The organism is Vogesella oryzagri (assembly GCF_040148885.1).
Lineage (GTDB): Bacteria > Pseudomonadota > Gammaproteobacteria > Burkholderiales > Chromobacteriaceae > Vogesella > Vogesella oryzagri.
This window is the reverse complement of record NZ_JBEFLD010000003.1, coordinates 371,289-383,901: the sequence shown is the minus strand read 5'-3', so window position 1 is coordinate 383,901 and position 12,613 is coordinate 371,289. Positions and strand designations below refer to the sequence as shown.

The window sequence follows — 12,613 nt, the reverse complement described above, 5'->3', positions numbered from 1 at the left end:
GGCGACTCAGCCTAATTGCCGCTGCAGAAAATCCAGCGTGCGCTGCCAGGCCAGGTTGGCCGCATCCTGGTTATAGCGTGCCGCATTGGTATCGTTATTGAAGGCATGGTTCACCCCCGGATACAGGTACAGGGTGTACGGCTTGCCCGCTGCCTTCATCGCGGCCTCAAATGCCGGAATGCCGGCATTGATGCGCTCATCCAGCCCGGCATGATGCAGCAATAGCGGCGCCTGGATGCGGCCAACCTCGGCCGCGGCCGGATGACTGCCGTAGTAGATCACCGCGGCGCGCAACGCCGGAAACTGCACCGCCATCTGCCCGACCTGGCCACCGCCCCAGCAGAACCCCACCGCCCCCACCTTGCCGTTGCCCTTCGCCTGCAGGTAGCGCATGGCCACCAGCGAGACATCCGCCGTCATCGCCCCATCCAGCTTGGCGAACAGCTCCCGCGCCTGATCTTCGTCGGCCGGCGTGCCGCCCAGCGGCGACAGATAGTCCGGCGCCAGCACCCAGTAGCCGGCCAACGCCAGCCGCCGCGCCACATCGCGGATATGCGGATTCAGCCCACGGTTTTCGTGGATCAGCACCACCGCCGGCAAGACGCCGCCCGCCGCCGGGCGCACCAGGTAGCCGGCCAGCGGCACGCCGGCACGGCTGCCAAACTGCACATCTTCCGCCTTGAGCCGACTGTCACCGGCTGCGATCACCTCGGCCTGCGCGTAATTGTTTTCCAGCAGCGGCAGCACCGCATAGGCGGCAGCCACCCCACCCACCAGCCGCGCCAGGCGCTCGACAAAGTCCCGGCGCGACAGCGGCTGATGCGTGTATTGGTCATACAGATTAATCACCTCCTGCGACAAGGCAGGCTGACGGGATTGCGGCTTCATCGACAACTCCTCTGCAAGCAAGGGAACAGGTTGGCCGCAGCACGCAAGGCGGGCAGGCCAGCAGCGCCGCCAGCCCGGCACGTCGCGGCGACAGGCGCTAGACAACGCTTTATAGAAAAAGTTGGCCGTCATAGGCAAAAACCGCCCAATTCAGCACCGTCAGGCGTGCGACCAACCTCGTCGCCATTGGCATGGCCAGATGCCGGCAAACAATGCCAAAAAGCTAATCTCGCCACGCCTGCCGCCGGCGCCGGAACTCACCGAAAACACGCCGGGTCATAGCCGGATGCCAACCTGTGCGCTGGTTGCCTGACACCAGCCGTTAGAAGGAGAACCCCATGCAAAGCACCCTGACCCGCAGTGCCCTCGTACTACTGGCGATTGCCTCGCTGTCCGGCTGTGCCGGCATGACCCAACGCCAGCAAAATGCAGCCATCGGTGCGGCCGTCGGCGGTATCGCCGGCTCGGTACTGACCAACGGCAGCACCGCAGGTACCGTAGGTGGTGCTGCCATCGGCGGCATTATCGGCAATGGCGGCGTGAAGTAAGCCCGCCGCCGGCAACAGGAAAACCGCCGTCACCACCCCGTGGCGGCGGTTTTCTATTAGCGGCAGCGGCACCAGCCCATGCTACAAACCGTTTTCTCGCCCGCGCGGCCGCGCACTATATTTCCCTTGCCACCGGGGAATATCGTCATGACCCATCTGCTGCTTACCATGCTGCTGTGCACCGCCCCGCTGCTGGCCGGCGCCCAAAGCATACTGATTGCCGCCGAAGACGACTGGGCGCCCTACTCGTCACGCAAGGGCAACAGCGACCAGCCGGAAGGGCTGACCCCGCAACTGGTGCGCGAGATCTTTGCCAGCCAGCACGTCACGGTCAAATTCATCGCCGTGCCGTTCTCCCGCTGCCTGCACATGGTGGCAACCGGCAGTGCGGTCGCCTGCTTCAACACCACCATCACCGCCGACAACCGCCAGCAATTCATCTGGCACCCGACCCCGCTGTTCCACGAAGAACTGGCCATCTTTGCGCTGAAACCCGCCGCCGCGCACGCCCCCGTCACCCTGAAACAGCTGGCCGGGCGGCTGGTGGGCATCACCCAGGGCTACACCTACCCCAGCGACTTCATGAACGCGCCGGCCATCCGCCGGGTGACCGCGCTGTCCGACGACAACCTGATCAGCATGCTGCTGGCGCGGCGGGTGGATTTCATCCTGCTGAACACCATGCCCGGCTACCTGCGCGCCAACCGCAACCCCGCCACCGCGGGCAAGCTGTACAAAGTGGGCGTCATCAGCCGCGACGGCTTCTGGCTGAACTTTTCCCGCCGCCACCCAGACGGCGCCATCATGGCGCAGAAGTTCGAGACCGGCCTGCAGGCCTTGAAACAGAGTGGCCGCTACCAGCAGATCATGCATGCCTTCCACCAGCGGCTGGGCGCCAACCCGCCGCCCGCCGAGCCAACGCGGCAGCACCATGACGCCCCGCGATAGCGCCAGCCACGATCTATACTGGCGGTAAGCTGCGACGCGACGCCGCGGCTGCCTGCGTCAAGGAGCATCGCCATGAGTAAATCCAGACATAGCACCAAGGAGGCCAAGAAGCCGGCCATGCACACGGCCAAGGAAAAACGGGCCGCCAGACACATGAAAAAACACGCGGCGGAAACGCCGCCTATCATCATCCCGCACTAAGCACGCGCTTGCCCCATGGAAAATGCGGCCAACGTTGGCCGCATTTTTGTTTTCCTGTCGCGGGCGCCACGCCCGCGTTGGCGGGTTAATGCCAGCGCGGCGGGCTGTCGCCGTTGGTGTTGTGCGCCCTCGGCATTAGCCCAGATCCGGCAATGGCTTATCGTTACGATGCAGCAACTCGGACAGCTGGCAGGCAGCACACTCCACAAACAGAAAATCCCCTTCCTTACGCAGCTTGGTCTGCCGCCGGCACTGCCGGCAATCCAGCTTGATGTTGGTGTTGTCGCCGCAATCCCGGCACTTCAGGTAGTAGCCGAACTTGCCATAGCGAAACTCCAGCAACTGCGAACTGCAACCCTTGCAACAGGTGAAATACTGCTTTTGCGGACCCTCTGACGACAACAGCTTGTCGAGGAAGCCGACCTTGCGCAGCTTATCCCCAATGAACTCGAAATTGCGATAGCCCGGCGCCTTCTCCTGTGGGCGTAGCGGCACCGCCGGCTCGGCCAGCACCACTTCCACCACCGTGGCGGCATACTCGCGCACCGGCTCGTTTGCCTGCACCGCAGTGCTTGGCGTCACTGGGGGCACCGACTGGGCCTCTTGTCGTGGCGTATGCATCTTGGCCATGTACTCGCCCAGTATCTTGCGATACGGCGCGGGGAACGCCATCGCCCCAGCCACCTTGGCACGGATGCGCTCGCCAACCAGATCGGCCTTGCACACCTCGGCCACCGTCTCACCCTTGGGCGGAATGAACTGGCCACGGCTGGAAATGGCAATCATGAAGTCGATGGACAGCGCATCAATCACCTGCGGCTGCTTGGCCATGCGGCGCAAAAACTTGCGCAGAAACTCGGCCTGTAGCCGAGCCTGCACAATCGGCGATGCCATGCCACTGGAACGGTCGTCGAACCAGCGCAGCCACTCGCCATCGGCCTTCATCTGCAGCTTGCCGGCCACACTCTTGCTTTCCACGATAGTCAGCCCGGCAGGATGAATCAGCACATGATCCATCTGCGCCGCATCGCCATCCATCTCCAGCCGGATATCGTTGAGGATGTACACCTCTGCGTCATCGCCAAAATAGCGCCGCAGATAAAACGCCATCTCTTTCTCGGCGGCATCCCCCGCGGCTTGCTTCCAGTCGCGGGCTTCGGTGAAGGTTTTTTCTTTCAGGATCATGGCGTGTGCATCGGTAACAGCAGATGCCCAAATTATAGGCGTAAAGCATATATTAATGACATTTACCTGCCATAAAGCAAGGCAGGCACGGCAACGTCAGTCAACGTTGGCCGCACACTCCGGCTTGGCATCCAACCTTGAACCGCTGGCACGCGCCCGCCAGCGACAGCAATGCGATAAAGCACACTGCAACGACTACCATCAAGGATGAGGAGGGCATCAACATGAAATGCTGGACTTACGACACCCGCTACGGCCCCTTCGAGATCGTGCCGCTCGATGGCAGCTACCACATCATGCATGAGGGCGAAGCGCTGGGCGCCTACCCCAGCCCGGAAGCCGCCGCCAAGGCACTGGCCGCCGGCGAAACATCGTGGCCGCCGTTCGGCAGCCCGCAGGATCTGGGCATTCCGGCCGATCTGCAGCAGTGGCATGCCCGGCAGCTGGTTTAGCAACGCGCACGGATTACACCCGATAACGGAAAAGGTTGGCCGCAAGCAGTTACCTGCTTGCGGCCAACCTTGTTTACATCACATGCAGCCGGAGATCAGAAGCCGTACTGCAGGCCCAGCGACAGCAAATCGGTATCGCTGCGGAAGTGCGCGCGGCCGCTGCCGCCGCCGGTTTCGTACTTCATGCCGTCAAAGCGCTCGTACTCGATACGGGCGGACAATGCCGGGGTCAGCGCGTAGCGCGCGCCCACGCCGTAGTTGGCGTAGATGCCGTGGTGATCATTGTTTTCCAGCCCCGCACAGTTGACGACACAGGTGTAGTTGCTGGTAACCGCCGCCGCGCCCAGCTTGCCGAACAGCGTCACCTTGTCACTTACCGGCATGGCTGCCACGGTGGCCAGCGACAAGCCCTTGGCACCGAAGCGATCTTGCGCCGGTGCAGCATTCGACGTACCCGAGAAACGGGAATGCCCCAGATTGAAGTAACCCAACTCGGCGCTCACGGTCTGATTGAAGGCGTAACCAGCGTAAATCTTCTGCGCAGCAGAGAAGCCATAAATCTTGGCGCCGGCATCGTAGAAAAGCTGGCCCTGGCCGGTAAAGTGGGTCTGTGCCTGACCGGCCGCCACGCCGGCATACCAGCCTTGCTCGGCAGCCACGGCAGAGCCGGTACAGAGGGAGGCAATCAGGGCAAGTAGTGTCTTGCAGTACATGTTTTTGCTTTCGCTAGGTGTTGGTCAGTCATGCCCTGCCTGGTGTAGCCATTGTGGCCGACAAACGGGCAAAAACAAGGCTGCCGCAAGCGGCAGCCTTGTTGGCAGGAGTGGGATCAAGCCAGTTTGGCGAGCTGCACCTTGATCTTGTCCAGCTTGTCGTTGAGATCGGCCAGCTGCGCTTTGTCGCGCTCCACCAGATGCGCCGGGGCCTTGTCGATGTAGCCCGGTTTTTCCAGTTTCGCCGTCAGCTTGGCCAGTTCGGCTTCCACCTTGCCCAGTTCCTTGGTCAGACGTGCGGTTTCGGCGGCCTTGTCCACTTCCACCTTCAGCATCAGGCGGGCGTCGCCGGAAATCGCTACCGGAGCGTCATCGGCCGGCAGCGTGGCAACGATGCTGCCTTCGCTGATGCGTGCCAGCAACTTCAGGTAGGGCACGAAGTCGGCCAGGCTAGCGTCGGTGGTTTCGATGAACAACGGTGCTTTCACCGCCGGGCCAACACCCATTTCGCCGCGCAGGTTGCGCACGGCGTTGACCAGATCCTTGAACGCATCCATGCGTGCGTTAGCGGCGGCATCGATCTTCTCCGGCACGGCCACCGGCCAGGCGGCAACCATGATGGAGTCGGTGTGCTTGGCGTTGGCCAGCGGCGCAACCGTCTGCCACAGTTCTTCGGTGATGAACGGCATCAGCGGGTGAGTCAGACGCAGTGCCACTTCCAGCACGCGCACGATGGTGCGGCGGGTGGCGCGCTGCTGCGCGTCGTTACCGTTTTGCAGCTGCACCTTGGCCAGCTCCACGTACCAGTCGCAGTACTCGTTCCAGATGAACTCGTAGATCACCTGGGCGGCGATGTCGAAGCGGTAGGTTTCCAGCGCGTTGGTGACATCGGCCTCGGCCTGTTGCAGGCGGCCGATGATCCACTTGTCGACGAAGCTGTATTCCAGCGGCCGGGTTTCGTCCTGGCCGCAGTCCTTGCCTTCCACGTTCATCATCACGAAGCGGGTGGCGTTCCACAGCTTGTTGCAGAAGTTGCGGTAGCCTTCGGCGCGCTTGAAGTCGAAGTTGACCGAGCGGCCGAGGGTGGCGTAGCTGGCCATGGTGAAGCGCAACGCGTCGGTACCGTAGGCCGGGATGCCGTCCGGGAACAGTTTTTCGGTGGCCTTGGCGATCTGCGGCGCCTTTTCCGGGCGGCGCAGGCCGGTAGTGCGTTTTTCAACCAGCGGCTGCAGTGCGATGCCGTCGATCAGGTCCACCGGGTCGATCACGTTGCCCTCGGACTTGGACATCTTCTTGCCTTCGTGATCGCGCACCATGCCGTGGATGTACACGTCGCGGAACGGCACCTTGCCGGTGAAGTGCTTGGTCATCATGATCATCCGGGCAACCCAGAAGAAGATGATTTCGTAACCGGTCACCAGCACGTTACTGGTCACGAAGGCGTTGAGTTCCGGGGTGTCTTCCGGCCAGCCCAGGGTGGAGAACGGCACCAGCGCGGAACTGAACCAGGTGTCCAGTACGTCCTGTTCGCGGCGCAGGGTCTTGCCCGGTGCCTTGGCGCGTACTTCTTCTTCGTTGCGGCCAACGTAGATGTTGCCGTCTTCGTCATACCAGGCCGGGATCTGGTGGCCCCACCACAGCTGGCGGCTGATGCACCAGTCCTGGATGTTGTTCATCCACTGGTTGTAGGTGTTAACCCAGTTTTCCGGGATGAAGCGCACTTCGCCGCTGGCCACGGCTTCGATGGCTTTTTCGGCGATGGACTGGCCAGTGGCATCGCCCTCGCCCACTTTACTCATCGCCACGAACCACTGGTCGGTGAGCAGCGGCTCGATGACGGTACCGGTACGATCGCCACGCGGCACCATCAGCTTGTGCGGTTTGGCTTCCAGCAGCAGGCCCTGGGCTTCCAGGTCGGCCAGCATGGCCTTGCGCGCCTCGGCGGTGGTGCGGCCGGCGTAGGCGGCCGGCAGGTCGATGGTGCCTTGGGCGGTGCCGTCGAAGCTGAAGATCTGCGCCTTGGCCAGGATGCGCGCTTCCAGGCTCATCACGTTGATCAGCTGGGTGTCGTGACGCTTGCCCACCTGGTAGTCGTTGAAGTCGTGCGCCGGGGTGATCTTGACGAAGCCGGTGCCGAAGGCGGCATCGACGTAGTCGTCGGCGATCACCGGGATCTGGCGGCCGGTCAGCGGCAGTTCCAGCATTTTGCCCAGCAGGTGCTGGTAGCGCTCGTCGCTCGGGTTGATGGCTACCGCCACGTCACCCAGCAGGGTTTCCGGGCGGGTGGTGGCGACAGTAACGAATTCATCGCTGCCTACCACCGGGTACTTGATGTGCCACATGTGGCCATCTTCTTCCTCGGATACCACTTCCAGATCGGAGATGGCAGTACCGAGCTTGGCATCCCAGTTGGACAGGCGCTTGCCACGGTAGATCAGGCCCTGTTCGAACAGGCGCACGAACACTTCGGTCACCACTTCGGCGCGGGTGTCGTCCATGGTGAAGTATTCGCGGCTCCAGTCCACCGAGCAGCCGACGCGGCGCATCTGGCTGGTGATGGTGCCGCCGGACTTCTCTTTCCACTCCCAAATCTTGCTGGTGAAGGCTTCACGGCCCAGGTCGTGGCGGTTGATGCCCTGCTCGGCCAGCTGGCGCTCCACCACGATCTGGGTGGCGATGCCGGCGTGGTCGGTACCTGGAATCCAGGCGGTGTTGTGGCCCTTCATACGGAAGTAGCGGGTCAGACCATCCATGATGGTCTGGTTGAACGCATGACCCATGTGCAGGGTGCCGGTGACGTTGGGCGGCGGCAGCTGGATGCAGAAGGCGGGCTGGGTGCTGTCCATATGCGGCTGGAAGTAGCCGGACTGTTCCCATTGATCGTACCAGCGACGTTCGATGTCGCCCGGCTCGTAGCTTTTGGCAAGTTCCTGGGTCATGGTGTGAATTCGGTCTGTTGAGGCAAAAAATGGCGTAAATTATAAACCGAATCCCGTTCTGCCGTCCTGTCTGCGCCGCCAGCCATCAAGCGCCGTTTGCTGGGAAATGTGATGATGCAACCGCGCAGTTGTAAATAGTTGTATATATTAGCGGCACCTTGCCATCGGGCCGGCCACACCGTCGCCCAGACATCAGCTCCGACACCACCACACCATGCACAGTCGCCACGTTCTGCTCGTTGAAGACAACCCCTCCGTATTGCGCGCCGTGCAGCGCATGCTGGAGAACGAAGGTTACGTCCCGCTGTGCGCCAGTAGCCGCCGCGAGATGCTGCACATCCTCAACGACCAGTCCGGCGAGCCGCTCATGGCCTGCGTGCTTGACTATTGCCTGCCGGACGCCCCGGAAGGCGAGGCGCTGGCCGACCTGCTGCAACGCCAGGTGCCGACCATCGTGCTGACAGCACGCAACGACCTGGCCACCCGCGAGCAGGTACTGCTGCAACCGGTGGTGGATTACATCCCCAAGGAAAATCCGTCCGCCTACGAATACACCCTGCGCATGCTGCGGCGCATCGAACACAATCCGGGCTCGCGGGTACTGGTAGTGGACGACTCCAGCGCGATTCGCGGTTACCTCAAGCAGCTACTGCGCCGCCAGTTGTATGAAGTAGTGGAGGCGGCCAACGGGGACGCGGCGCTGGCGATCCTGAGCGCCGACAGCAGCATCCGGCTGGTGCTTACCGACCACGACATGCCGGGCATGAACGGCGTGCGGCTGTGCAGCGAGATCCGCCGCTTCCGCAAGTCGGAAGAGCTGGCCATCATCGGCATCTCCAGCAGCCAGGACCCCAGCATGAGCGCCCGCTTCATCAAGGCCGGCGCCGACGACTTCCTGACCAAGCCGTTCAATCACGAAGAGTTTTTCTGCCGCGTCACCCGCAACATCGAGTACGTGGAAAACCTGTGCGCGCTGGCCAGAGCCGCGCGCGAGGACATGCTGACCAACCTGCCCAATCGCCGCAGCTTTTTCGAGCGCATCCAGCGCCAGGGGCAGCCGTACGCGCTGGCCATGCTGGATATCGATCACTTCAAGCGCATCAATGACAACTACGGCCACGACGTTGGCGATCAGGCGCTGTGCTGGCTGGCCGAGCTGCTGCGCGAGACCTTCGGCCAGGAAAACACCGCCCGTTTCGGCGGCGAGGAGTTTGTGGTGGTGCTGCCGGATGCCGGCGATCCGTGGCCACTGCTGGAAGCATTCCGCCAGCGCGTGGCGGCGGCCGTTCTTGCCACCAGCCACGGCGAGCTGCAGCTCACCCTCAGCATCGGTGTGGCGGCCAACCTGCCGGATGTCAGCCAGCTGCTAAAAAAAGCCGATGCCCAGCTGTACCAGGCAAAACAGGCCGGACGCAACCGGGTGTGCAGCGCCTGAGAGCCGCCCCGATAACGCACAAGGCCGCCCACTGGGCGGCCTTGTGCTTTTAGAGCAGCATCACGCCGCGCGCGCCAGCACCCAGTCCAACAGCCGGGTGGGCAGCAGCCACTTGAGATACCAGAACAGGTGGGTCGGGAAAGTCACCCGGTAGCGCGCCGCCGGCCGGCGTGCGGCCAACGCTTTTTGCACCTGGCGCAGCACCGCCGTGCCCGGCAGCGTAAACGGCGCGGCGTGGCCTTCCTTTTTCAGCCGCAGCAGCTGGTGCTGGTACGACTCGCGATGCGCGCTGCTGTCGATGGCGATGTTGCGCAGGAACTTCTGCAGCGCATTGGGGCGGAAGCGGCTTTCGATCGGCCCCGGCTCAATTAGGCAGACGTGGATGCCGGTGCCGGCCAGCTCCAGCCGCAGTGTGTCACACAACCCTTCCATCGCGTACTTGCTGGCGTTGTAGGCGCCACGGTACTTCATCGCCGCAAAACCCAGCACCGAGCTGTTGAACAGCACCCGCCCCTCGCCCTGCGCACGCATCACCGGCAGCACGGTGTTCAGCAGCTCCCAGGCGCCAAACAGATTGGTCTCGAACTGCTCGCGCATGGCCTGGCGCGGCACGTCTTCCACCGCACCCGGCTGGCCAAAGCCGGCGTTGTTGAACAGCGCCTCCAGCCGGCCGCCGCTGCGCGCCAGCACCGTAGCCACCGCGGCGCGAATGCTGTCGCTGTCGTCCACGTCCAGCTGCAGCGCATCGGCAAACCCCGCTGCGGCCAACCTGGCCACGTCCTCGTTGCGCCGCGCGGTGGCGAATACGCGCCAGCCATCCGCCTGCAGGCCACGGGCCACATCCAGGCCAATGCCGCTGGAACAGCCGGTAATCAGAATATTTTTTTGCATGAGTAGTGAACCTGACGCAGCGGGCTCCGTCAGAGTTAAGTCCTAAGTATGTAACAGTATGTACATCGCCAAACGGGAGCTGTTTAACCACCCCGGCCGATAATAACAAAACACGACTCACTCGCCTTCTACACACATAAGGAGCAATCTCGATAATGGAACAGGCCCTCCCCTCGATTGGATCGCCTTTCTTCTACACGGTGTTTTTTGTCGCCGTTTTCATCATGGTGGTCATCGACATGCTGGCGCTGAAGCAAAGCGGCTCGCATAAAGTGTCGATCAAGGAAGCCGCCGGCTGGTCCGTGGTCTGGGTCAGCGTGGCCTGTGCCTTTGGCGGCTGGCTATGGTGGACGCTGGCGGGCGACCCGGCCTACGGCGAAGCAGTCGCCAACCAGAAAACCCTGGAGTTCTTCACTGGCTACGTGATCGAAAAATCGCTGGCGGTGGACAATATCTTTGTGTTCCTGATGATCTTCGGCTTCTTCAAGGTGCCGGTGGAATACCAGCGCCGCGTGCTGCTGTACGGCGTGTTCGGCGCCATCGTGCTGCGTACGCTGATGGTGTTCCTGGGCGCGGCGCTGGTGCAGGAATTCAGCTGGATACTGTACGTGTTCGGTGCCTTCCTGCTGTTTACCGGCCTGAAGATGATGCTGCCGGAAAAAGAGGAAGAGCAGGATCTCACCAATAACGCGCTGCTCAAGTTCCTGCGCCGCCATATCCGCATGAGCAACGACTACCACGGCGAAGCCTTCTTCGTGATGAAGGACGGTCTGCGCTATGCCACGCCGATGTTCCTGGTGCTGGTGATGGTGGAGCTGTCGGACGTGGTATTCGCGGTGGACAGCATTCCGGCCATCTTCGCGGTGACCATGGACCCGTTCATTGTGCTGACCTCCAACATCTTCGCCATCCTCGGCCTGCGCGCGATGTTCTTCCTGCTGGCCGACGTGGCCGACCGCTTCCACCTGCTGCGCTACGGCCTGGCCATCGTGCTGTCGTTCATCGGCCTGAAGCTGTTGCTGCTGCAGGTGCTGCATGTGCCGATCATGCTGTCGCTGGGCGTGGTGTTCGCGGTGATCGGCGGTTCGGTGCTGGCTTCGCTGCTGTTCCCGAAAAAGAGCCACTAAGCCACGCGCACCACCCCCTTCCACCCCGCTGCAGACAGCCTGCCAGCGGGGTTTTTCATCTGTTGCAGCGCGAGATGGCAGCTTTGTTACGCAGCGCAAAAACGCCTACAATGGCGGCCAACTTGCCATTCACTTACGGAAAGCCCCGCAATGGCCAAACCGACCAAAGCACAAGCCAGCTTCGAAAGCGCGCTGGCCCAGCTGGAAGACATCATCCGGGCGATGGAAAGCGGCGACATGCCGCTGGACAACGCCCTCACCTCGTACAAGCAAGGCATGGAGCTGATCAAGTTCTGCCAAAGCAAGCTGGCGGATGCCGAACAACAATTGCGCGTGCTGGAGAACGACGAACTCAAGCCGCTGGATCTCGCCGATGGCCAATGACACTTTTACCGGCTGGATGACCGCCAGCCAGCAAGCCGTGGAAACCGCGCTGGAAACCCTGCTGCCGGACGCCAGCCGCGCGCCGCACGTGCTGCATGAAGCCATGCGTTACAGCACGCTGCAGGGCGGCAAGCGCGTGCGCCCGCTGCTGGCCTTCGCCGCCGCCGAACTGGTGGACGCCGATGCGGCCAACGTGGCGCGCGTGGCCTGTGCCGTGGAGATGATCCACGCCTACTCGCTGGTGCACGACGACATGCCGTGCATGGACGACGACGTGCTGCGCCGCGGCAAGCCGACCTGTCACGTGCAGTTCGACGAAGCCACCGCGCTGCTGGTAGGCGATGCGTTGCAGACGCTGGCGTTCGAGCTGGTGGCCAGCCCACTGCCGGGCGTGGCCGCCACGCAGCAACTGGCGATGGTCAAGCTGCTGGCGCAGGCATCCGGCCATGCCGGCATGGCCGGCGGCCAGGCCATCGATCTGGCCAGCGTCGGCAAGCCACTGTCGCAGCCGGAACTGGAGTTCATGCACCTAATGAAAACCGGCGCACTGATCCGCGCCTCGGTGCTGCTGGGGGCACTGTGTGGCCAACCGCTGGATGCCGCGCAAACCGAGGCGCTGGATCACTTTGCCAAGCGCATGGGGCTGGCGTTCCAGGTGGTGGACGACGTGCTGGACGTGGAGGCCGACACCGCCACGCTGGGCAAGACCGCCGGCAAGGACGCGGCCAACGACAAGCCCACCTATGTCAGCCTGATGGGCCTGGGCGAGGCCAAGGCCTATGCGCGCGACCTGTACGACGACGCACTGGCGGCGCTGGCACCGTTCGGCACCAAGGCCGCGCGCCTGCAACAGCTGGCCGACTACATCGTCGCCCGCTCGTTCTGACATCACAAAAAAATCA

The 12,613-nt window shown here is 62.7% G+C and carries 13 protein-coding genes; 8 read left to right on the top strand and 5 right to left on the bottom strand.

Annotated features, from left to right (window positions below; all coding sequences use genetic code 11):
* Positions 1-6 precede the first annotated feature (6 nt).
* Positions 7-888 (bottom strand): dienelactone hydrolase family protein, encoded by an 882-nt coding sequence (locus ABNW52_RS07030; RefSeq protein ID WP_349585793.1) that lies wholly within the window; start codon positions 886-888, stop codon positions 7-9.
* Positions 889-1,226: 338 nt separating this feature from the next.
* Here ABNW52_RS07030 and ABNW52_RS07025 point away from each other — a divergent pair, with 338 nt between their 5' ends.
* The 3 genes from ABNW52_RS07025 to ABNW52_RS07015 all read left to right on the top strand — a co-directional run bounded on the left by ABNW52_RS07025 (position 1,227) and on the right by ABNW52_RS07015 (position 2,585).
* On the top strand, positions 1,227-1,436 hold the full coding sequence (locus ABNW52_RS07025; protein WP_349585791.1) for a glycine zipper 2TM domain-containing protein: 210 nt from the start codon (positions 1,227-1,229) through the stop codon (positions 1,434-1,436).
* A gap of 147 nt (positions 1,437-1,583) precedes the next feature.
* Positions 1,584-2,384 (top strand): substrate-binding periplasmic protein, encoded by an 801-nt coding sequence (locus ABNW52_RS07020; protein WP_349585789.1) that lies wholly within the window; start codon positions 1,584-1,586, stop codon positions 2,382-2,384.
* Positions 2,385-2,456: 72 nt separating this feature from the next.
* Entirely contained in the window at positions 2,457-2,585 is a 129-nt protein-coding gene (locus ABNW52_RS07015; protein WP_349585787.1) for a hypothetical protein, read from the top strand.
* Between the two features lie 135 nt (positions 2,586-2,720).
* Here the strand turns inward: ABNW52_RS07015 and ABNW52_RS07010 are convergent, their stop codons facing one another.
* Positions 2,721-3,770: an NERD domain-containing protein gene (locus ABNW52_RS07010; RefSeq protein WP_349585785.1), complete on the bottom strand. Its 1,050-nt coding sequence runs from the start codon at positions 3,768-3,770 to the stop codon at positions 2,721-2,723.
* Between the two features lie 224 nt (positions 3,771-3,994).
* On the opposite strand from ABNW52_RS07010, the gene ABNW52_RS07005 reads away from it, so the two are divergent.
* Positions 3,995-4,222, top strand: coding sequence for a hypothetical protein (locus ABNW52_RS07005; RefSeq protein WP_349585784.1), 228 nt, complete (start codon positions 3,995-3,997; stop codon positions 4,220-4,222).
* Positions 4,223-4,317: 95 nt separating this feature from the next.
* Here the strand turns inward: ABNW52_RS07005 and ABNW52_RS07000 are convergent, their stop codons facing one another.
* Positions 4,318-4,935 (bottom strand): outer membrane beta-barrel protein, encoded by a 618-nt coding sequence (locus ABNW52_RS07000; protein WP_349585782.1) that lies wholly within the window; start codon positions 4,933-4,935, stop codon positions 4,318-4,320.
* A 116-nt stretch (positions 4,936-5,051) separates the two neighbouring features.
* The gene (locus ABNW52_RS06995) at positions 5,052-7,874 is read right to left on the bottom strand and encodes a valine--tRNA ligase (RefSeq protein ID WP_349585780.1); all 2,823 of its coding nucleotides are present in this window, start codon (positions 7,872-7,874) and stop codon (positions 5,052-5,054) included.
* Between the two features lie 214 nt (positions 7,875-8,088).
* On the opposite strand from ABNW52_RS06995, the gene ABNW52_RS06990 reads away from it, so the two are divergent.
* The gene (locus ABNW52_RS06990; protein ID WP_349585779.1) at positions 8,089-9,309 is read left to right on the top strand and encodes a response regulator; all 1,221 of its coding nucleotides are present in this window, start codon (positions 8,089-8,091) and stop codon (positions 9,307-9,309) included.
* 60 nt (positions 9,310-9,369) lie between these two features.
* On the opposite strand, the gene ABNW52_RS06985 is transcribed toward ABNW52_RS06990, so the two are convergent.
* Complete coding sequence (locus ABNW52_RS06985; RefSeq protein WP_349585777.1) at positions 9,370-10,200, bottom strand: SDR family NAD(P)-dependent oxidoreductase; 831 nt, start codon at positions 10,198-10,200, stop codon at positions 9,370-9,372.
* Positions 10,201-10,355: 155 nt separating this feature from the next.
* On the opposite strand from ABNW52_RS06985, the gene ABNW52_RS06980 reads away from it, so the two are divergent.
* The 3 genes from ABNW52_RS06980 (at position 10,356) to ABNW52_RS06970 (ending at position 12,597) form a co-directional block, all read left to right on the top strand.
* On the top strand, positions 10,356-11,327 hold the full coding sequence (locus ABNW52_RS06980) for a TerC family protein (protein ID WP_349585775.1): 972 nt from the start codon (positions 10,356-10,358) through the stop codon (positions 11,325-11,327).
* A 150-nt stretch (positions 11,328-11,477) separates the two neighbouring features.
* Positions 11,478-11,711 carry an exodeoxyribonuclease VII small subunit gene (locus ABNW52_RS06975; protein WP_174874459.1) on the top strand — a complete coding sequence of 78 codons (234 nt, stop codon included), beginning with the start codon at positions 11,478-11,480 and terminating at the stop codon, positions 11,709-11,711.
* Complete coding sequence (locus tag ABNW52_RS06970; protein WP_349585773.1) at positions 11,701-12,597, top strand: polyprenyl synthetase family protein; 897 nt, start codon at positions 11,701-11,703, stop codon at positions 12,595-12,597. Before ABNW52_RS06975 ends, ABNW52_RS06970 begins: the two co-directional genes overlap by 11 nt.
* Positions 12,598-12,613 lie beyond the last annotated feature (16 nt).

Coding starts and splice junctions, on each gene's coding strand:
- ABNW52_RS07030 (WP_349585793.1), bottom strand. CDS start 888: ATGAAGCCGCAATCCCGTCAGCCTGCCTTGTCGCAGGAGGTGATTAAT.
- ABNW52_RS07025 (WP_349585791.1), top strand. CDS start 1,227: ATGCAAAGCACCCTGACCCGCAGTGCCCTCGTACTACTGGCGATTGCC.
- ABNW52_RS07020 (WP_349585789.1), top strand. CDS start 1,584: ATGACCCATCTGCTGCTTACCATGCTGCTGTGCACCGCCCCGCTGCTG.
- ABNW52_RS07015 (WP_349585787.1), top strand. CDS start 2,457: ATGAGTAAATCCAGACATAGCACCAAGGAGGCCAAGAAGCCGGCCATG.
- ABNW52_RS07010 (WP_349585785.1), bottom strand. CDS start 3,770: ATGATCCTGAAAGAAAAAACCTTCACCGAAGCCCGCGACTGGAAGCAA.
- ABNW52_RS07005 (WP_349585784.1), top strand. CDS start 3,995: ATGAAATGCTGGACTTACGACACCCGCTACGGCCCCTTCGAGATCGTG.
- ABNW52_RS07000 (WP_349585782.1), bottom strand. CDS start 4,935: ATGTACTGCAAGACACTACTTGCCCTGATTGCCTCCCTCTGTACCGGC.
- ABNW52_RS06995 (WP_349585780.1), bottom strand. CDS start 7,874: ATGACCCAGGAACTTGCCAAAAGCTACGAGCCGGGCGACATCGAACGT.
- ABNW52_RS06990 (WP_349585779.1), top strand. CDS start 8,089: ATGCACAGTCGCCACGTTCTGCTCGTTGAAGACAACCCCTCCGTATTG.
- ABNW52_RS06985 (WP_349585777.1), bottom strand. CDS start 10,200: ATGCAAAAAAATATTCTGATTACCGGCTGTTCCAGCGGCATTGGCCTG.
- ABNW52_RS06980 (WP_349585775.1), top strand. CDS start 10,356: ATGGAACAGGCCCTCCCCTCGATTGGATCGCCTTTCTTCTACACGGTG.
- ABNW52_RS06975 (WP_174874459.1), top strand. CDS start 11,478: ATGGCCAAACCGACCAAAGCACAAGCCAGCTTCGAAAGCGCGCTGGCC.
- ABNW52_RS06970 (WP_349585773.1), top strand. CDS start 11,701: ATGGCCAATGACACTTTTACCGGCTGGATGACCGCCAGCCAGCAAGCC.